Annotated in this window: 26 protein-coding genes; all 26 read left to right on the forward strand. The window is 68.5% G+C overall.

The window, feature by feature from the left end:
• The first annotated feature begins 1 nt into the window (after window position 1).
• The 26 genes from rpsG (at window position 2) to FBY24_RS12325 (ending at window position 16,403) form a co-directional block, all read left to right on the forward strand.
• Window positions 2-472 (forward strand): 30S ribosomal protein S7, encoded by a 471-nt coding sequence (gene rpsG / locus FBY24_RS12200; protein WP_140457312.1) that lies wholly within the window; start codon window positions 2-4, stop codon window positions 470-472.
• A 105-nt stretch (window positions 473-577) separates the two neighbouring features.
• Window positions 578-2,680, forward strand: coding sequence for an elongation factor G (fusA, locus tag FBY24_RS12205; protein WP_142160933.1), 2,103 nt, complete (start codon window positions 578-580; stop codon window positions 2,678-2,680).
• Between the two features lie 121 nt (window positions 2,681-2,801).
• Window positions 2,802-3,995: an elongation factor Tu gene (gene tuf, locus FBY24_RS12210; RefSeq protein ID WP_142160935.1), complete on the forward strand. Its 1,194-nt coding sequence runs from the start codon at window positions 2,802-2,804 to the stop codon at window positions 3,993-3,995.
• Window positions 3,996-4,420: 425 nt separating this feature from the next.
• Complete coding sequence (gene rpsJ, locus FBY24_RS12215; RefSeq protein WP_013117879.1) at window positions 4,421-4,729, forward strand: 30S ribosomal protein S10; 309 nt, start codon at window positions 4,421-4,423, stop codon at window positions 4,727-4,729.
• A gap of 22 nt (window positions 4,730-4,751) precedes the next feature.
• Complete coding sequence (rplC, locus tag FBY24_RS12220; protein ID WP_140457309.1) at window positions 4,752-5,411, forward strand: 50S ribosomal protein L3; 660 nt, start codon at window positions 4,752-4,754, stop codon at window positions 5,409-5,411.
• Window positions 5,412-5,416: 5 nt separating this feature from the next.
• A complete protein-coding gene (gene rplD, locus FBY24_RS12225; protein WP_142160937.1) occupies window positions 5,417-6,103 on the forward strand; it encodes a 50S ribosomal protein L4 in 687 nt (228 codons plus the stop codon).
• On the forward strand, window positions 6,100-6,402 hold the full coding sequence (gene rplW / locus FBY24_RS12230; RefSeq protein WP_046528991.1) for a 50S ribosomal protein L23: 303 nt from the start codon (window positions 6,100-6,102) through the stop codon (window positions 6,400-6,402). The genes rplD and rplW overlap by 4 nt, the downstream gene beginning before the upstream one ends.
• A 26-nt stretch (window positions 6,403-6,428) precedes the next feature.
• On the forward strand, window positions 6,429-7,265 hold the full coding sequence (gene rplB, locus FBY24_RS12235) for a 50S ribosomal protein L2 (protein WP_140457307.1): 837 nt from the start codon (window positions 6,429-6,431) through the stop codon (window positions 7,263-7,265).
• 15 nt (window positions 7,266-7,280) lie between these two features.
• The gene (rpsS, locus tag FBY24_RS12240) at window positions 7,281-7,562 is read left to right on the forward strand and encodes a 30S ribosomal protein S19 (RefSeq protein ID WP_136519176.1); all 282 of its coding nucleotides are present in this window, start codon (window positions 7,281-7,283) and stop codon (window positions 7,560-7,562) included.
• A gap of 56 nt (window positions 7,563-7,618) precedes the next feature.
• Entirely contained in the window at window positions 7,619-7,996 is a 378-nt protein-coding gene (gene rplV, locus FBY24_RS12245) for a 50S ribosomal protein L22 (RefSeq protein ID WP_140457306.1), read from the forward strand.
• Window positions 7,996-8,841: a 30S ribosomal protein S3 gene (rpsC, locus tag FBY24_RS12250; protein WP_140457305.1), complete on the forward strand. Its 846-nt coding sequence runs from the start codon at window positions 7,996-7,998 to the stop codon at window positions 8,839-8,841. The genes rplV and rpsC overlap by 1 nt, the downstream gene beginning before the upstream one ends.
• A gap of 3 nt (window positions 8,842-8,844) precedes the next feature.
• On the forward strand, window positions 8,845-9,261 hold the full coding sequence (gene rplP / locus FBY24_RS12255; protein WP_140457304.1) for a 50S ribosomal protein L16: 417 nt from the start codon (window positions 8,845-8,847) through the stop codon (window positions 9,259-9,261).
• The gene (gene rpmC / locus FBY24_RS12260) at window positions 9,261-9,497 is read left to right on the forward strand and encodes a 50S ribosomal protein L29 (protein ID WP_140457303.1); all 237 of its coding nucleotides are present in this window, start codon (window positions 9,261-9,263) and stop codon (window positions 9,495-9,497) included. Before rplP ends, rpmC begins: the two co-directional genes overlap by 1 nt.
• A 7-nt stretch (window positions 9,498-9,504) precedes the next feature.
• Window positions 9,505-9,792, forward strand: coding sequence for a 30S ribosomal protein S17 (rpsQ, locus tag FBY24_RS12265; protein WP_140457302.1), 288 nt, complete (start codon window positions 9,505-9,507; stop codon window positions 9,790-9,792).
• A gap of 190 nt (window positions 9,793-9,982) precedes the next feature.
• Window positions 9,983-10,351 (forward strand): 50S ribosomal protein L14, encoded by a 369-nt coding sequence (gene rplN, locus FBY24_RS12270; protein WP_013770175.1) that lies wholly within the window; start codon window positions 9,983-9,985, stop codon window positions 10,349-10,351.
• Between the two features lie 2 nt (window positions 10,352-10,353).
• On the forward strand, window positions 10,354-10,695 hold the full coding sequence (rplX, locus tag FBY24_RS12275) for a 50S ribosomal protein L24 (RefSeq protein WP_140457301.1): 342 nt from the start codon (window positions 10,354-10,356) through the stop codon (window positions 10,693-10,695).
• Window positions 10,695-11,267 carry a 50S ribosomal protein L5 gene (gene rplE, locus FBY24_RS12280; RefSeq protein WP_140457300.1) on the forward strand — a complete coding sequence of 191 codons (573 nt, stop codon included), beginning with the start codon at window positions 10,695-10,697 and terminating at the stop codon, window positions 11,265-11,267. Before rplX ends, rplE begins: the two co-directional genes overlap by 1 nt.
• A gap of 1 nt (window position 11,268) precedes the next feature.
• Window positions 11,269-11,454 carry a type Z 30S ribosomal protein S14 gene (locus FBY24_RS12285; protein ID WP_013882869.1) on the forward strand — a complete coding sequence of 62 codons (186 nt, stop codon included), beginning with the start codon at window positions 11,269-11,271 and terminating at the stop codon, window positions 11,452-11,454.
• Window positions 11,455-11,529: 75 nt separating this feature from the next.
• The gene (rpsH, locus tag FBY24_RS12290) at window positions 11,530-11,928 is read left to right on the forward strand and encodes a 30S ribosomal protein S8 (protein WP_140457299.1); all 399 of its coding nucleotides are present in this window, start codon (window positions 11,530-11,532) and stop codon (window positions 11,926-11,928) included.
• A 25-nt stretch (window positions 11,929-11,953) separates the two neighbouring features.
• Window positions 11,954-12,493, forward strand: coding sequence for a 50S ribosomal protein L6 (gene rplF, locus FBY24_RS12295; protein ID WP_140457298.1), 540 nt, complete (start codon window positions 11,954-11,956; stop codon window positions 12,491-12,493).
• A gap of 2 nt (window positions 12,494-12,495) precedes the next feature.
• A complete protein-coding gene (gene rplR / locus FBY24_RS12300; protein WP_140457297.1) occupies window positions 12,496-12,867 on the forward strand; it encodes a 50S ribosomal protein L18 in 372 nt (123 codons plus the stop codon).
• Window positions 12,868-12,901: 34 nt separating this feature from the next.
• A complete protein-coding gene (gene rpsE, locus FBY24_RS12305) occupies window positions 12,902-13,543 on the forward strand; it encodes a 30S ribosomal protein S5 (RefSeq protein WP_142160939.1) in 642 nt (213 codons plus the stop codon).
• A complete protein-coding gene (rpmD, locus tag FBY24_RS12310; protein ID WP_013117860.1) occupies window positions 13,543-13,725 on the forward strand; it encodes a 50S ribosomal protein L30 in 183 nt (60 codons plus the stop codon). Before rpsE ends, rpmD begins: the two co-directional genes overlap by 1 nt.
• Window positions 13,726-13,727: 2 nt before the next feature.
• Window positions 13,728-14,372, forward strand: coding sequence for a 50S ribosomal protein L15 (gene rplO, locus FBY24_RS12315; protein ID WP_142163494.1), 645 nt, complete (start codon window positions 13,728-13,730; stop codon window positions 14,370-14,372).
• Between the two features lie 157 nt (window positions 14,373-14,529).
• Window positions 14,530-15,828: a preprotein translocase subunit SecY gene (gene secY / locus FBY24_RS12320; protein ID WP_142160941.1), complete on the forward strand. Its 1,299-nt coding sequence runs from the start codon at window positions 14,530-14,532 to the stop codon at window positions 15,826-15,828.
• Window positions 15,825-16,403 carry an adenylate kinase gene (locus FBY24_RS12325; protein WP_142160943.1) on the forward strand — a complete coding sequence of 193 codons (579 nt, stop codon included), beginning with the start codon at window positions 15,825-15,827 and terminating at the stop codon, window positions 16,401-16,403. Before secY ends, FBY24_RS12325 begins: the two co-directional genes overlap by 4 nt.
• Window positions 16,404-16,406: the final 3 nt, after the last annotated feature.

The following is a 16,406-nucleotide window of genomic DNA, read 5'->3' on the forward strand; positions in this document are numbered from 1 at the left end:
GATGCCTCGTAAGGGTCCCGCCCCTCGTCGTCCGCTCGTCGTCGACCCCGTCTACGGCTCGCCGGTCGTCACGCAGCTCATCAACAAGGTCCTCCTCGACGGCAAGAAGACCGTCGCGGAGTCGATCGTGTACGGCGCCCTCGAGGGCGTCCGCGAGAAGACGCAGTCCGACCCGGTCGTCGTGCTCAAGCGCGCGCTGGACAACGTGCGTCCGGCCATCGAGGTCAAGTCCCGCCGCGTCGGTGGCGCGACCTACCAGGTGCCGATCGAGGTGCGCCCCGTGCGCTCCACGACGCTGGCGCTGCGCTGGCTCACGGACTTCTCGCGCGCACGCCGCGAGAAGACCATGACCGAGCGCCTCATGAACGAGATCCTCGACGCCTCCAACGGGCTCGGGGCGGCGGTCAAGCGCCGTGAGGACATGCACAAGATGGCCGAGTCCAACCGGGCGTTCGCGCACTACCGCTGGTGATCTGCGCCCCGGCGCCGTCCCTGCACCCCGCGAGGGTGCGCACGCGGCGCCGGGGTCGTCACCGGTCGGTCACCGACCTCAAGCCAACCGACAAGGGGCTCACACGTGGCACTGGATGTGCTGACGGACCTCAAGAAGGTCCGCAACATCGGCATCATGGCGCACATCGATGCCGGCAAGACGACGACCACCGAGCGGATCCTGTTCTACACCGGGGTCAACTACAAGATCGGTGAGACGCACGACGGCGCGTCGACGATGGACTGGATGGAGCAGGAGCAGGAGCGCGGCATCACGATCACGTCCGCCGCGACGACCTGCTACTGGAAGAACAACCAGATCAACATCATCGACACCCCGGGCCACGTGGACTTCACGGTCGAGGTCGAGCGCTCGCTGCGCGTCCTCGACGGCGCGGTCGCCGTCTTCGACGGCAAGGAGGGCGTCGAGCCCCAGTCCGAGACGGTGTGGCGGCAGGCGGACAAGTACGACGTCCCCCGCATCTGCTTCGTCAACAAGATGGACAAGCTGGGCGCGGACTTCTACTTCACGGTCAAGACGATCGTCGACCGTCTCAAGGCCAAGCCGCTGGTCATCCAGCTGCCGATCGGCTCCGAGAACGACTTCATCGGCGTCGTCGACCTGGTCGAGATGCGCGCCCTGGTGTGGCGCGGCGAGACGGCCCTCGGCGAGAAGTACGAGATCGAGGACATCCCGGCCGACCTGCAGGAGAAGGCCGAGCAGTACCGGTCCGAGCTCCTCGAGGCCGTCGCGGAGACCAGCGACGAGCTGCTCGAGAAGTTCCTCGGCGGCGAGGAGCTGACGGTCGCCGAGATCAAGGCCGGCATCCGCGAGCTGACGGTCTCTTCGTCGGCGTACCCGGTGCTGTGCGGCTCGGCGTTCAAGAACAAGGGCGTGCAGCCCATGCTCGACGCCGTCATCGACTACCTGCCGACGCCCCTGGACGTCGCGGCGGTCGAGGGTCACGACGTCAAGGACGCCGAGCTCGTGGTCGAGCGCCACCCCGACGCGACGGAGCCGTTCTCGGCGCTGGCGTTCAAGGTCGCCTCGCACCCGTTCTTCGGCAAGCTGACGTACGTGCGCGTGTACTCGGGCCGGGTCGAGTCGGGCGCCGCGGTGCTCAACTCGACGAAGGGGAAGAAGGAGCGCATCGGGAAGCTCTTCCAGATGCACTCCAACAAGGAGAACCCCGTCCCCGAGGCGCAGGCCGGTCACATCTACGCCTTCATCGGTCTCAAGGACGTCACCACCGGCGACACCCTGTGCGACCCGTCGGCCCCGGTGATCCTGGAGTCGATGACCTTCCCGGAGCCCGTCATCGACGTGGCGATCGAGCCGAAGACGAAGGCCGACCAGGAGAAGCTGTCGACGGCCATCCAGAAGCTCGCCGAGGAGGACCCGACGTTCCGGGTCAAGCTCGACGAGGAGACCGGCCAGACCGTCATCGGCGGCATGGGCGAGCTCCACCTCGACATCCTCGTGGACCGCATGCGCCGCGAGTTCAAGGTCGAGGCCAACGTCGGCAAGCCGCAGGTGGCCTACCGCGAGACCATCCGTCGTGCGGTCGAGAAGATCGACTACACGCACAAGAAGCAGACCGGTGGATCGGGCCAGTACGCGAAGGTGCAGATGACCTTCCAGCCGCTGGACCCCGCCGAGGGCGAGCTGTACGAGTTCGAGAACAAGGTCACCGGTGGCCGGATCCCGCGCGAGTACATCCCCTCGGTGGACGCCGGCATCCAGAGCGCGATGCAGCTGGGCGTGCTCGCGGGCTACCCGCTCGTGGGCGTCAAGGCGATCCTGCTCGACGGCGCGGCGCACGACGTCGACTCCTCGGAGATGGCGTTCAAGATCGCGGGCTCCATGATCCTCAAGGAGGCGGTGCGCAAGGCGGACCCTGCCCTCCTCGAGCCGATCATGGCCGTCGAGGTGCGCACGCCCGAGGACTACATGGGCGACGTCATCGGCGACATCAACTCGCGCCGCGGCATGATCCAGTCCATGGAGGACGCGACGGGCGTGAAGGTCATCCGCGCCCAGGTGCCCCTCTCCGAGATGTTCGGGTACGTCGGCGACCTGCGGTCCAAGACCCAGGGTCGTGCGGTGTACTCGATGCAGTTCGACAGCTACGCCGAGGTGCCTCGGAACGTTGCCGACGAGATCATCAAGAAGACCCGGGGCGAGTAGTCCCACAGGTCGAACCCTGCAGTTCCAGCTACACATCCGACCCGTAGGACCGCACGCCGCGCAGGTACCGTCAGGTGGCTGCCGTCGGGCAATCTCTACCAAGTCCTGAGGAGGACACCCAGTGGGCAAGGCGAAGTTCGAGCGGACCAAGCCGCACGTCAACATCGGGACCATCGGTCACGTCGACCACGGCAAGACGACGCTGACGGCCGCGATCTCGAAGGTGCTGCACGACAAGTACCCCGACCTGAACCCCTTCACGCCGTTCGACGAGATCGACAAGGCGCCGGAGGAGAAGCAGCGCGGCATCACGATCAATATCGCGCACGTCGAGTACCAGACGGAGAAGCGCCACTACGCGCACGTCGACGCTCCTGGTCACGCCGACTACATCAAGAACATGATCACGGGTGCGGCGCAGATGGACGGCGCCATCCTCGTGGTCGCGGCGACCGACGGCCCGATGGCCCAGACGCGTGAGCACGTGCTGCTCGCCCGCCAGGTCGGCGTCCCGTACCTGCTCGTCGCGCTCAACAAGTCCGACATGGTCGACGACGAGGAGATCCTCGAGCTCGTCGAGATGGAGGTCCGCGAGCTGCTGTCGTCGCAGGGCTTCGACGGCGACAACGCGCCCGTCGTGCGCGTCTCCGGCCTGAAGGCCCTCGAGGGCGACCCCGAGTGGGTCAAGTCCGTCGAGGACCTGCTGGACGCGGTCGACGAGAACGTGCCCGACCCGGTGCGCGAGATCGACAAGCCGTTCCTCATGCCGATCGAGGACGTCTTCACCATCACGGGCCGTGGCACGGTCGTCACCGGTCGTGTCGAGCGCGGTCAGCTCAAGGTGAACGAGGAGGTGGAGATCGTCGGCATCAAGGAGAAGGCGATCAAGACCACCGTCACCGGTGTCGAGATGTTCCGCAAGCTGCTCGACTACGCCGAGGCCGGCGAGAACGTCGGTCTGCTCCTGCGCGGCACGAAGCGTGAGGAGGTCGAGCGCGGCCAGGTCGTCGTCAAGCCCGGCTCGATCACGCCGCACACCGAGTTCGAGGGCCAGGTCTACATCCTGGCCAAGGACGAGGGCGGGCGTCACAACCCGTTCTACGGCAACTACCGTCCCCAGTTCTACTTCCGGACGACGGACGTCACCGGTGTCATCACGCTGCCCGAGGGCACCGAGATGGTCATGCCCGGCGACAACACCGAGATCTCGGTGACGCTGATCCAGCCCATCGCCATGGAGGAGGGCCTCGGCTTCGCCATCCGCGAGGGTGGCCGCACCGTCGGCTCGGGCCGGGTCACCAAGATCGTCAAGTGATCACCGCCCCTCGGGGCTGATCCTCACGCAGGGCCCGGGAGCCTCGGCTCCCGGGCCCTGCGTCGTCTCCCGTCGTGGGTGACGGACGGCACGATTGGCTTATCGGTGCCACGTCTGGCAGACTGTCGGGGTTGCCCGCTGGAGGTGGCGCGTTCGCGCGCGCCGCGAGCGGGGTCGGCGAGATCTTGACGGCGCGTGCTTCGCGCCGGCGGCTCGCGGCCACGCGTCAGGTCGATCCGACCACCGACGGGCGAACAGACGTGGAGAGCGTCCGGACCCCGGGGTCACCCGGTGGCGGCGCTCGACGACACCACGACCCCTGTTCCGTCGAACGGTACGCAGCACCCAGGTGCGTCGCGCAACGCGACACGCCCGAGTGCGGGGGTCGGACAGACCGGTTTCGAGAGAGAGAAGTAGACGACGCCATGGCGGGACAGAAGATCCGCATCCGGCTCAAGTCCTACGACCACGAGGTCATCGACAGCTCGGCGCGCAAGATCGTCGACACGGTGACTCGCGCTGGTGCGTCGGTCGTGGGTCCGGTGCCGCTGCCGACGGAGAAGAACGTCTTCTGCGTCATCCGGTCGCCCCACAAGTACAAGGACAGCCGCGAGCACTTCGAGATGCGCACGCACAAGCGGCTCATCGACATCATCGACCCCACGCCGAAGGCCGTCGACTCGCTCATGCGTCTCGACCTGCCCGCGGACGTGAACATCGAGATCAAGCTCTGATCGCTGGGAAGGACAGATCCTCATGGCTACCCAGCAGAACGCGCGCCCCGTCACGGCGCTGCTCGGCACGAAGCTCGGCATGACCCAGCTCTGGGACGAGGCAGGCCGCCTCGTCCCGGTCACGGTCGTCGCCGTCGGGCCGAACGTCGTCACGCAGGTGCGCTCCGCTGACACGGACGGCTACGCCGCCGTCCAGCTCGCCGCGGGCCAGATCGACCCGCGCAAGGTCACCAAGCCGCTCACCGGTCACTTCGAGAAGGCGGGGGTCACCCCTCGTCGTCACGTGACCGAGGTCCGCACGTCGGACGCGGCCGAGTACACGCTCGGCCAGGAGATCACGGCCGCCGTCTTCGAGGCCGGCCAGTTGGTCGACGTCGTCGGCACCACCAAGGGCAAGGGCACCGCCGGTGTGATGAAGCGTCACGGCTTCTCCGGCGTCGGCGCCTCCCACGGTGCGCACCGCAACCACCGCAAGCCCGGCTCGATCGGTGGCGCCTCGACGCCGTCGCGCGTGTTCAAGGGCCTGCGCATGGCCGGTCGGATGGGCCACGCCCGTCAGACCACCCAGAACCTGACCGTGCACGCGGTCGACGTCGAGAAGGGTCTGCTGCTCGTCAAGGGCGCGGTCCCGGGCCCCAAGGGTGGCGTCGTGCTCGTGCGTACCGCTGTGAAGGGTGCGTGACCTCCATGAGCGACACGCTGACCGTCGACGTGCTCGACGGGAAGGGCAAGAAGGCCGGCACCGCCGACCTGCCCGCCGACGTCTTCGACGTCCAGACGAACGTCCCGCTGATCCACCAGGTCGTCGTCGCGCAGCTCGCTGCGGCGCGCCAGGGCACCCACGACACCAAGTCGCGTGGTGAGGTCCGCGGTGGCGGCAAGAAGCCGTACAAGCAGAAGGGCACCGGCCGCGCCCGCCAGGGCTCGACCCGTGCGCCGCAGTTCGCCGGTGGTGGCGTCGTCCACGGCCCCACCCCGCGGGACTACTCGCAGCGGACCCCGAAGAAGATGAAGGCCGCGGCGCTCCGCGGTGCTCTCTCGGACCGCGCGCGCGCCGGCCGTGTGCACGTCGTGACCGGCTTCAACCCGGGTGAGGTCCCGTCGACGAAGGCCGCTCTCGCGGTGCTCGACAACCTGTCCGGACGCAAGAACGTCCTCGTGGTCGTCGAGCGTCAGGACGAGATCACCTGGAAGTCGCTGCGGAACGTCGAGCGGGTCCACCTGCTCGTCGCCGACCAGCTCAACACCTACGACGTCCTCATCTCGGACGACGTGGTCTTCACGCAGGGTGCGCTCGACGCGTTCCTCGCGGGCCCGGTCAAGGGTGCGAAGGCTGTCGCGACCGAGTCCGAGGCCAACGAGGAGACGAAGTGACCGCCGTCGGCAAGGACCCGCGCGACATCCTGATCGCGCCGGTCGTCTCGGAGAAGAGCTACGGCCTGCTCGACGAGGGGAAGTACACCTTCCTCGTCGACCCGCGGGCGAACAAGACCGAGATCAAGATCGCCGTCGAGCAGGTCTTCGGCGTCAAGGTCGAGTCGGTCAACACCGCGAACCGTCAGGGCAAGGCCCGCCGGACCCGCTTCGGCATCGGCCGCCGCAAGAACACGAAGCGTGCGATCGTCACCCTCCGCGAGGGCTCGATCGACATCTTCGGCGGACCGGTCGGCTGACCGAGAGCCAGTGAGGACGAATCTCCATGGGAATCCGTAAGTACAAGCCGACGACGCCGGGCCGCCGTGGCTCGTCGGTCGCCGACTTCGTCGAGATCACGCGCTCGACTCCCGAGAAGTCGCTGGTCCGCCCGCTGCACAAGACGGGTGGCCGCAACTCGACCGGTCGCGTCACGACCCGCCACCAGGGTGGAGGGCACAAGCGCGCCTACCGTGTCATCGACTTCCGTCGCCACGACAAGGACGGTGTGCCGGCCAAGGTCGCTCACATCGAGTACGACCCGAACCGCACGGCGCGCATCGCGCTCCTGCACTACGCGGACGGCGAGAAGCGCTACATCATCGCGCCGAACAAGCTGGGTCAGGGCGACGTCGTCGAGGCAGGTCCGGGCTCGGACATCAAGCCGGGCAACAACCTGCCGCTGCGCAACATCCCGACCGGTACGGTCATCCACGCCATCGAGCTGCGGCCCGGCGGCGGTGCGAAGATCGCCCGCTCGGCCGGGGCGTCCGTGCAGCTCGTCGCGAAGGACGGGCCGTACGCGCAGCTGCGCATGCCGTCCGGCGAGATCCGCAACGTCGACCTGCGCTGCCGCGCCACGGTCGGCGAGGTGGGCAACGCCGAGCAGTCGAACATCAACTGGGGCAAGGCCGGCCGCATGCGCTGGAAGGGCAAGCGCCCGACCGTCCGCGGTGTCGCGATGAACCCGATCGACCACCCGCACGGTGGTGGTGAGGGCAAGACGTCCGGTGGCCGTCACCCGGTGAGCCCGTGGGGTCAGCCCGAGGGTCGCACCCGTCGTCCGAACAAGCCGAGCGACAAGCTCATCGTGCGCCGTCGGCGCACCGGCAAGAAGCGCTGATAGGAGCCCGAGAGAATGCCTCGCAGCCTCAAGAAGGGCCCGTTCGTCGACGACCACCTCCAGAAGAAGGTCGACGCTCAGAACGAGGCCGGCACGAAGAACGTCATCAAGACGTGGTCGCGTCGCTCGATGATCACGCCCGACTTCCTCGGTCACACCTTCGCGGTGCACGACGGCCGCAAGCACACCCCGGTGTTCGTCACGGAGTCGATGGTCGGGCACAAGCTCGGCGAGTTCGCCCCGACGCGGACGTTCCGCGGCCACGAGAAGGACGACCGGAAGGGCCGTCGCCGCTGACCCCCGGGTCAGCCAGGTGACGCCCTGACCGGCAGAGAACAGAGAGCAGGACAGCGATGGAAGCCAAGGCGAAGGCGCGGTTCGTCCGCGTCACGCCCCAGAAGGCCCGCCGCGTCGTGGACCTCATCCGTGGCAAGCAGGCGGCCGAGGCCGTGGCGGTGCTGAAGTTCGCGCCGCAGGCCGCGGCAGAGCCCGTCCTCAAGACGGTGCAGTCCGCGGTCGCGAATGCGGTCGAGGGGGCCAAGCGCAACAGCGAGCGGCTCGACGAGGCAGACCTCTTCATCACCGAGGTCTTCGTCGACGAGGGCCCGACGCTCAAGCGGTTCCGCCCGCGCGCGCAGGGTCGCGCCGGTCGGATCCTCAAGCGCACGAGCCACATCACGGTCGTCGTCGCAGCGCGCGAGACGGCCTCCACCAAGGGAGGGACCCGCTAGTGGGACAGAAGGTCAACCCGCTCGGGTACCGCCTGGGCATCACGACGGACCACCGCTCGCGCTGGTTCGCGGACTCGACCAAGCCGGGTCAGCGCTACCGCGACTACGTCCGTGAGGACGTGCAGATCCGCAAGCTCATGGGCACCGGCCTGGAGCGTGCGGGGATCGCCAAGGTCGAGATCGAGCGCACCCGCGACCGCGTCCGCGTCGACATCCACACCGCCCGCCCGGGCATCGTCATCGGGCGTCGTGGTGCGGAGGCCGACCGCATCCGCGGCGAGCTCGAGAAGCTCACGGGCAAGCAGGTCCAGCTGAACATCCTCGAGGTCAAGAACGCCGAGATCGAGGCTCAGCTGGTCGCCCAGGGCATCGCCGAGCAGCTCGCGAGCCGCGTGTCGTTCCGCCGTGCCATGCGCAAGGGCATCCAGTCGGCCCAGCGCGCCGGTGCCAAGGGCATCCGCGTGCAGGTCTCCGGCCGCCTCGGCGGCGCGGAGATGAGCCGCACGGAGTTCTACCGCGAGGGTCGCGTCCCGCTGCACACGCTGCGCGCGAACATCGACTACGGCTTCTTCGAGGCTCGCACGACCTTCGGGCGCATCGGCGTCAAGGTCTGGGTCTACAAGGGCGACGTCACCGAGAAGGAGTGGGCGCGCGAGCAGGCCTCGCAGGCTCCTCGTCCCTCGCGCGGCGGCCCCCGTGGCGACCGTGGCGGCGACCGTCCCGACCGTGGTGGTCGTGGTGGCGCGCGTCGTCCCGAGCGTCAGGACGCACCGGCTCCGGCCGCCGAGCAGCCCGCCGCGGCTGCCGAGGCGCCCGCGCCGACCGAGACCGGAACGGAGGCCTGAGCCGTGCTGATCCCCCGCCGGCTGAAGCACCGCAAGCAGCACCACCCCAAGCGCTCCGGCGCCGCCACGGGTGGCACCACGATCTCCTTCGGTGAGTACGGCATCCAGGCTCTCGAGCCCGCCTACGTCACCAACCGGCAGATCGAGGCTGCTCGTATCGCCATGACCCGCCACATCAAGCGTGGAGGGAAGGTCTGGATCAACATCTACCCGGACCGCCCCCTCACGAAGAAGCCCGCCGAGACCCGCATGGGTTCCGGCAAGGGCTCGCCCGAGTGGTGGATCGCCAACGTCAAGCCGGGCCGAGTTCTCTTCGAGCTCGCCGGTGTCCCGGAGCCGCTCGCCCGCGAGGCCATGCGTCGCGCGCAGCACAAGCTCCCGATGAAGACACGTTTCATCGTGCGCGAGGGTGGTAACTGATGGCTATCGGAACCAAGGATCTGGCTCCCAGCGAGCTGGACACCTTCGACGACGAGAAGCTGGTCGCCGAGCTGAAGAAGGCCAAGGAGGAGCTGTTCAACCTCCGCTTCCAGTCCGCGACCGGCCAGCTCGAGAGCCACGGGCGCCTCAAGGCCGTCCGCCGCGACATCGCGCGCATCTACACGATCCTGCGCGAGCGCGAGCTCGGCATCCGTACCGCCCCGAGCGCGGAGTGAGGTCCTGATGAGCAAGCACGAGCACACGACGGCGACGTCCGACCACCGCGCGTACCGCAAGACGCGCCGCGGCTACGTCGTCAGCGACAAGATGGACAAGACGGTCGTCGTCGAGGTCGAGGACCGCGTCAAGCACCCGCTCTACGGCAAGGTCATCCGCCGCACGAGCAAGGTGAAGGCGCACGACGAGGCCAACGCGGCCGGCATCGGCGACCTCGTCTCGATCATGGAGACGCGGCCGCTGTCCGCCACCAAGCGGTGGCGGATCGTCGAGATCCTCGAGAAGGCCAAGTAACGACCTCGGCCTGCACGCAGCCTCGGCTGCACGCAGCACGAACAGTTGCCCACGGGCGTGGGTGGCCGGCTCGCTCCACGAGCAGGTCGGCCACCCGCGCGACGTGTGCACCACGGCAACCATCCGTTCGGCCAGGCTCGGGCGCCGCCCCGGTGGCACCGAGAACCCGCCAGACGACAGGAGTAGGTAGATGATCCAGCAGGAGTCGCGACTGCGTGTCGCCGACAACACGGGTGCGAAGGAGATTCTCTGCATCCGTGTGCTCGGCGGCTCCGGCCGCCGCTACGCCGGTATCGGTGACGTCATCGTCGCCACCGTCAAGGACGCCATCCCCGGCGGCAACGTCAAGAAGGGCGACGTCGTCAAGGCGGTCGTCGTGCGCACCCGCAAGGAGCGCCGGCGTCCCGACGGCTCGTACATCAAGTTCGACGAGAACGCCGCGGTGATCCTCAAGAACGACGGCGAGCCGCGCGGCACCCGCATCTTCGGCCCCGTGGGCCGCGAGCTGCGCGACAAGAAGTTCATGAAGATCATCTCGCTGGCTCCGGAGGTGCTCTGACCATGGCGAAGATCAAGAAGGGCGACCTGGTCGTCGTCATCTCGGGCCGCGACAAGGGGCAGCAGGGCCGTGTGCTCGAGGTGCTGGCCGAGTCGCAGCGTGTCGTGGTCGAGGGCGTCCAGCGTGTGCAGAAGCACACCAAGGCCGGCCAGACGTCGCGCGGCACCCGCACGGGTGGCATCGAGACCGTCGAGGCCCCCATCCACATCAGCAACGTGATGCTCGTGGACCCGGAGACCAAGAAGGGCACCCGGGTCGGCTACCGCACCGAGCAGGTCGAGCGCGACGGGCGCACGCGCACCGTGCGCGTCCGTGTCGCGAAGCGCTCCGGTAAGGACATCTGATGACCGAGACCACCATCGAGGCCCCGGCCCAGCCGCGCCTCAAGACGCGCTACAACGACGAGATCCGGACCGCGCTGTTCGAGCAGTTCGGTCACGAGAACATCAACCAGGTCGCGCGCCTGGTCAAGGTCGTCGTGAACATGGGTGTCGGCGAGGCCGCTCGCGACTCCAAGCTGATCGAGGGCGCGATCCGCGACCTCACGCAGATCACGGGCCAGAAGCCGCAGGTCACCAAGGCCCGCAAGTCCATCGCGCAGTTCAAGCTGCGCGAGGGCATGCCGATCGGCGCCCACGTCACGCTGCGTGGCGACCGCTCCTGGGAGTTCCTGGACCGCCTGCTGTCGGTCGCGCTGCCGCGCATCCGTGACTTCCGCGGCCTGTCGCCGCAGCAGTTCGACGGCCACGGGAACTACACCTTCGGCCTCGTGGAGCAGTCCGTGTTCCACGAGATCGACCAGGACAAGATCGACCGTGTCCGCGGCATGGACATCACCGTCGTCACGACCGCCACCACGGACGACGAGGGGCGGGCCTTCCTCAAGCTCCTCGGCTTCCCGTTCAAGGAGAACTGACATGGCGAAGACCGCCCTCATCAACAAGGCGGCCGCGAAGCCCAAGTTCGCGGTCCGTGGCTACACGCGCTGCCAGCGGTGCGGTCGTCCGCACTCGGTGTACCGCAAGTTCGGCCTGTGCCGGATCTGCGTGCGGGAGATGGCCCACCGTGGCGAGCTCCCCGGCGTGACCAAGAGCAGCTGGTAAGAACCACCGGACGTCGGTAGGTCCGTGCCCCCGCGAGGGGGCACGGATACCCCGGCGAGAAAGGGCTGACGCCCGATGACCATGACCGACCCGATCGCAGACCTGCTGACGCGTCTGCGGAACGCGAACTCGGCGCACCACGACACGGTGACGATCCCGTTCTCGAAGCTCAAGAGCCACATCGCCGAGATCCTCCAGGCGGAGGGCTACATCTCGGGCTGGACCGTCGAGGACGCGACCGTGGGGAAGAACCTCACGATCACCCTCAAGTACGGCCCCAACCGCGAGCGTGCGCTCGCCGGCGTCAAGCGCGTGTCCAAGCCGGGCCTGCGCGTGTACGCCAAGTCGACCAACCTGCCGAAGGTGCTCGGCGGCCTGGGCGTGGCGATCCTGTCCACGTCGTCCGGGCTGCTCACCGACAAGCAGGCCGCCAAGAAGGGCGTGGGCGGAGAAGTCCTCGCCTACGTCTGGTAATCCGAGACGGAGAGGAGACACAGCCATGTCCCGTATCGGCAGGATCCCCGTCCCGGTGCCGACCGGAGTCGACGTCACCATCGACGGCGCACTCGTCACGGTGAAGGGCCCCAAGGGCGCCCTCACCCACACGATCGCCGCCCCCATCCAGGTCGAGCGTGACGACGCCGGCGCCCTCGTGGTGCAGCGTCCCGACGACGAGCGCGCGTCGCGCTCGCTGCACGGCCTGACCCGCACGCTCCTGGCCAACATGGTCGTCGGCGTGACCGACGGCTACACGAAGAAGCTCGAGATCGTCGGCACGGGTTACCGCGTCACGGCGAAGGGCTCGAACCTCGAGTTCGCGCTCGGCTTCAGCCACCCCGTCGTCGTCGAGGCGCCGGAGGGCATCACCTTCGCCGTCGAGACGCCGACGAAGTTCTCGGTGCAGGGCATCGACAAGCAGCAGGTGGGCGAGGTCGCCGCGAACATCCGCAAGATCCGCAAGCCCGAGCCCTACAAGGGCAAGGGTGTGCGGTACGCGGGCGAGAACGTGCGCCGCAAGGTCGGAAAGGCTGGGAAGTAGCCATGGCGATCAGCATCAAGGGCAAGGGCAAGACGATCGCCCGGCGCCGCCGTCACGTCCGTCTGCGCAAGAAGGTCGTCGGCACGGCCGTGCGTCCCCGTCTCGTCGTGACCCGCTCCGCGCGGCACATCACGGCGCAGGTCGTGGACGACGCGATCGGTCAGACCGTCGCCTCCGCGTCGACCCTCGAGGCGGACCTGCGTGCCGCCGAGGGCGACAAGACCGCGAAGGCGCGCAAGGTCGGCGAGCTCGTGGCCGAGCGTGCGAAGGCGGCCGGCGTCGAGTCGGTCGTGTTCGACCGTGGCGGCAACAAGTACCACGGCCGCGTGGCCGCGGTCGCCGACGGCGCCCGCGAGGGTGGCCTGGCCCTGTGACGACGAACTCCGCATCGAAGAAGAGGACTTTCTGATGGCTGCTCCTCAGCGCAGCAACACCGGTGCCGGCGGCACCGGCGGCGACCGCCGCGAGGGCGGGCGTCGTGACGGCGGGCGGCGCGGCGACGCCGCCGAGAAGAGCGCTTTCGTCGAGCGCGTCGTGACGATCAACCGTGTCGCGAAGGTCGTCAAGGGCGGCCGTCGCTTCAGCTTCACCGCGCTCGTCGTGGTGGGCGACGGTGACGGCACGGTCGGCGTCGGCTACGGGAAGGCCAAGGAGGTGCCCGCGGCGATCGCCAAGGGCGTCGAGGAGGCGAAGAAGAACTTCTTCCGCGTCCCCCGCATCCAGGGCACCATCCCGCACCCCGTGCAGGGCGAGAAGGCGGCCGGCGTGGTGTTCCTGCGCCCGGCCTCCCCGGGTACCGGTGTGATCGCCGGTGGTCCGGTCCGCGCCGTGCTCGAGTGCGCCGGCATCCACGACGTGCTCAGCAAGTCGCTCGGGTCGTCGAACTCGATCAACATCGTGCACGCCACGGTCGAGGCCCTGCGCGGCCTCGAGGAGCCCGAGGCCGTGGCCGCCCGTCGTGGGCTGGCTCTCGACCACGTGGCCCCCGCGCCTCTCCTGCGTGCGCAGGCCGAGGGTCGTGCGGCGGCGGCGGCGAAGGTGGGTGCCTGATGGCCCGCCTCAAGGTGACCCAGACCCGGTCCGCCATCGGCGGCAAGCAGAACCAGCGCGACACGCTGCGCACCCTGGGCCTCAAGCGGATCGGCGACGTCGTCGTCAAGGAGGACCGTCCTGAGATCCGCGGCATGGTCAAGACGGTGACGCACCTCGTCGCGGTCGAGGAGGTCGAGTGACCATGGCCGACGACAAGAAGGCCGACGAGACGGTCGCCAGCACGGAGACGGCTCCCAAGGCCGCCGCCAAGAAGGCGCCCGCGAAGAAGGCTCCGGCGAAGGAGGTCTCCACGGAGGCCGCCGCGACGGAGAAGCCGAAGGCCGCGCGCAAGCCGGCCGCGGCGAAGGCTGCGGAGAAGCCCTCGGGCAAGACGACGGAGGGCGCGGGCGGCACGCTGCGCGTGCACCACCTGCGTCCCGCCCCCGGCGCCAAGACCGCCAAGACCCGCGTGGGTCGTGGTGAGGCGTCGAAGGGCAAGACCGCCGGTCGTGGCACCAAGGGCACCAAGGCCCGCTACCAGGTGCCGGACCGGTTCGAGGGTGGGCAGATGCCGCTGCACATGCGTCTGCCGAAGCTCCGCGGCTTCAAGAACCCGTTCCGTGTCGAGTACCAGGTCGTGAACCTGGACAAGCTCTCGGCGCTGTACCCGCAGGGCGGCGACGTCACCGTCGCCGACCTGGTGGCCAAGGGCGCGGTCCGCAAGGGCCAGCCGGTCAAGGTGCTCGGCACCGGCGACATCACGGTCAAGGTCTCCGTGGCGGTCGACGCGTACTCCGCGTCCGCCAAGGAGAAGATCGTGGCCGCCGGCGGCAGCATCCAGGACTGACGTCTCGACGGGGCCGGTGGGCGTATGCCCGCCGGCCCCGTTTCGTCTGTCCGACACCATCCGTTAGGGTTCCCCGGGGTCCGCCGGCACACCAGGACCACGTGGCCGGGACGGTCCGGCCGTCGACATCGCCGCCGCGGCGGCTCAGGAGGACCAGGTGCTCAGCGCATTCGTCCGGGCGTTCCGGACGCCCGACCTGCGGCGCAAGCTGCTCTTCACCATCGGCATCATGGTGGTGTTCCGCGTCGGGTCGTTCCTGCCCACCCCTGGGGTGAGCTACCCGAACGTCCAGGTCTGCATCGAGCAGACGGCCGACGGGAACAACCTGCTGGGCCTCGTGAACCTGTTCAGCGGGGGAGCGCTCCTGCAGCTGTCGGTGTTCGCGCTCGGGATCATGCCGTACATCACGGCGAGCATCATCATCCAGCTCCTGCGTGTGGTGATCCCCAAGTTCGAGGAGCTGCACAAGGAGGGCCAGTCCGGCACCGCGAAGCTCACGCAGTACACGCGGTACCTGACGATCGGCCTGGCGATCCTGCAGTCGACGACCGTCATCACCTTCGCGCGCAGCGGCAACCTCTTCGCCGGCTGCACGGTCGAGGTCATCCCGGACGACTCGTGGTCGACGCTCCTGGTCATGGTCATCACGATGACCGCCGGCACGGGCCTGATCATGTGGCTGGGCGAGCTCATCACCGAGCGCGGCGTCGGCAACGGCATGTCGCTGCTCATCTTCACGTCGATCGCCGCGAGCTTCCCCGGTGCGATGTGGTCGATCATCGGCGCGAACGACGGCGTCACGAAGTTCCTCGTGGTCTTCGCGATCATCATCCTGGTGATCGGGCTCGTGGTCTTCGTCGAGCAGTCCCAGCGGCGCATCCCCGTGCAGTACGCCAAGCGCATGGTCGGTCGACGGATGTACGGCGGCTCCAGCACCTACATCCCGATCAAGATCAACATGGCCGGCATCATCCCGGTCATCTTCGCGTCGTCCCTGCTGGCGGTGCCCACGCTGCTCGCGCAGTTCGGCGACCCGACCGAGGGCTGGGTGCAGTGGATCAGCATCCATCTCGCCGACCCGGGGGCCCCGCTGCACATCGCGATCTACGTGGTCCTCATCATCTTCTTCTGCTACTTCTACACGGCGATCACGTTCAACCCGGACGAGGTCGCGGACAACATGAAGAAGTACGGCGGGTTCATCCCCGGCATCCGCGCGGGCCGCCCGACCGCCGAGTACCTCGACTACGTCATCACGCGCATCACCGCGCCGGGATCGATCTACCTGGCCCTGGTCGCGCTCATCCCGACCATCGCGTTCATCGTCATGGACGTGGGGACGAACATCCCGTTCGGCGGGGCGTCGATCCTCATCGTGGTCGGTGTGGGCCTGGAGACCGTCAAGCAGATCGAGTCCCAGCTGCAGCAGCGTCACTACGAAGGGTTCCTGCGTTGAGCGCACGTCTCGTCCTGCTCGGTCCCCCCGGCGCCGGCAAGGGCACCCAGGCCGTCCGGATCTCGGAGCGCCTGGGGGTCCCGGCCATCTCGACCGGCGACATCTTCCGCGCCAACATCACGAACGGCACGGAGCTGGGACGCAAGGTCCAGGACATCACCGCGTCGGGCGCGCTCGTGCCGGACGACCTGACCAACGCGCTGGTCCGTGACCGCCTCACCCAGGCGGACGCGGTGGACGGCTTCCTGCTCGACGGGTACCCCCGCAACGTCGCCCAGGTGGCGGCCCTCGACGAGATGCTGTCCGCCGCCGGCCTGAGCCTCGGTGCCGCGGTCGAGCTGACCGTCGACCCGCAGGTCGTGGTGGACCGGCTCACCCGACGCGCGCAGATCGAGGGGCGCGCCGACGACACGGAGGACGTGATCCGGCACCGACTCGACGTGTACGCCGAGCAGACCGCCCCGATCTCCCAGGTGTACGCCGCTCGGGGTCTCCTGGTGCAGGTCGACGGGCTCGGGGACGTCGACGAGGTCACCGGTCGTCTGCTGGCCGCGCTCGCGCCCGTCGTCGCCTGACAG

The sequence above is a fragment of the Cellulomonas sp. SLBN-39 genome (genome assembly GCF_006715865.1).
GTDB lineage: Bacteria > Actinomycetota > Actinomycetes > Actinomycetales > Cellulomonadaceae > Cellulomonas.

Bases quoted from the DNA above. Each gene is read 5' to 3' on its own strand.
- rpsJ (WP_013117879.1), top strand. From the start codon at position 4,421: ATGGCGGGACAGAAGATCCGCATCCGGCTCAAGTCCTACGACCACGAG.
- FBY24_RS12285 (WP_013882869.1), top strand. From the start codon at position 11,269: ATGGCGAAGACCGCCCTCATCAACAAGGCGGCCGCGAAGCCCAAGTTC.
- rplE (WP_140457300.1), top strand. From the start codon at position 10,695: ATGACCGAGACCACCATCGAGGCCCCGGCCCAGCCGCGCCTCAAGACG.
- rplB (WP_140457307.1), top strand. From the start codon at position 6,429: ATGGGAATCCGTAAGTACAAGCCGACGACGCCGGGCCGCCGTGGCTCG.
- rplV (WP_140457306.1), top strand. From the start codon at position 7,619: ATGGAAGCCAAGGCGAAGGCGCGGTTCGTCCGCGTCACGCCCCAGAAG.
- rpmC (WP_140457303.1), top strand. From the start codon at position 9,261: ATGGCTATCGGAACCAAGGATCTGGCTCCCAGCGAGCTGGACACCTTC.
- rplR (WP_140457297.1), top strand. From the start codon at position 12,496: ATGGCGATCAGCATCAAGGGCAAGGGCAAGACGATCGCCCGGCGCCGC.
- rplD (WP_142160937.1), top strand. From the start codon at position 5,417: ATGAGCGACACGCTGACCGTCGACGTGCTCGACGGGAAGGGCAAGAAG.
- rpsE (WP_142160939.1), top strand. From the start codon at position 12,902: ATGGCTGCTCCTCAGCGCAGCAACACCGGTGCCGGCGGCACCGGCGGC.
- rpsQ (WP_140457302.1), top strand. From the start codon at position 9,505: ATGAGCAAGCACGAGCACACGACGGCGACGTCCGACCACCGCGCGTAC.
- rpsS (WP_136519176.1), top strand. From the start codon at position 7,281: ATGCCTCGCAGCCTCAAGAAGGGCCCGTTCGTCGACGACCACCTCCAG.
- rplO (WP_142163494.1), top strand. From the start codon at position 13,728: ATGGCCGACGACAAGAAGGCCGACGAGACGGTCGCCAGCACGGAGACG.
- rplF (WP_140457298.1), top strand. From the start codon at position 11,954: ATGTCCCGTATCGGCAGGATCCCCGTCCCGGTGCCGACCGGAGTCGAC.
- rpmD (WP_013117860.1), top strand. From the start codon at position 13,543: ATGGCCCGCCTCAAGGTGACCCAGACCCGGTCCGCCATCGGCGGCAAG.
- rplX (WP_140457301.1), top strand. From the start codon at position 10,354: ATGGCGAAGATCAAGAAGGGCGACCTGGTCGTCGTCATCTCGGGCCGC.
- rplN (WP_013770175.1), top strand. From the start codon at position 9,983: ATGATCCAGCAGGAGTCGCGACTGCGTGTCGCCGACAACACGGGTGCG.
- rplC (WP_140457309.1), top strand. From the start codon at position 4,752: ATGGCTACCCAGCAGAACGCGCGCCCCGTCACGGCGCTGCTCGGCACG.
- rpsH (WP_140457299.1), top strand. From the start codon at position 11,530: ATGACCATGACCGACCCGATCGCAGACCTGCTGACGCGTCTGCGGAAC.
- rpsG (WP_140457312.1), top strand. From the start codon at position 2: ATGCCTCGTAAGGGTCCCGCCCCTCGTCGTCCGCTCGTCGTCGACCCC.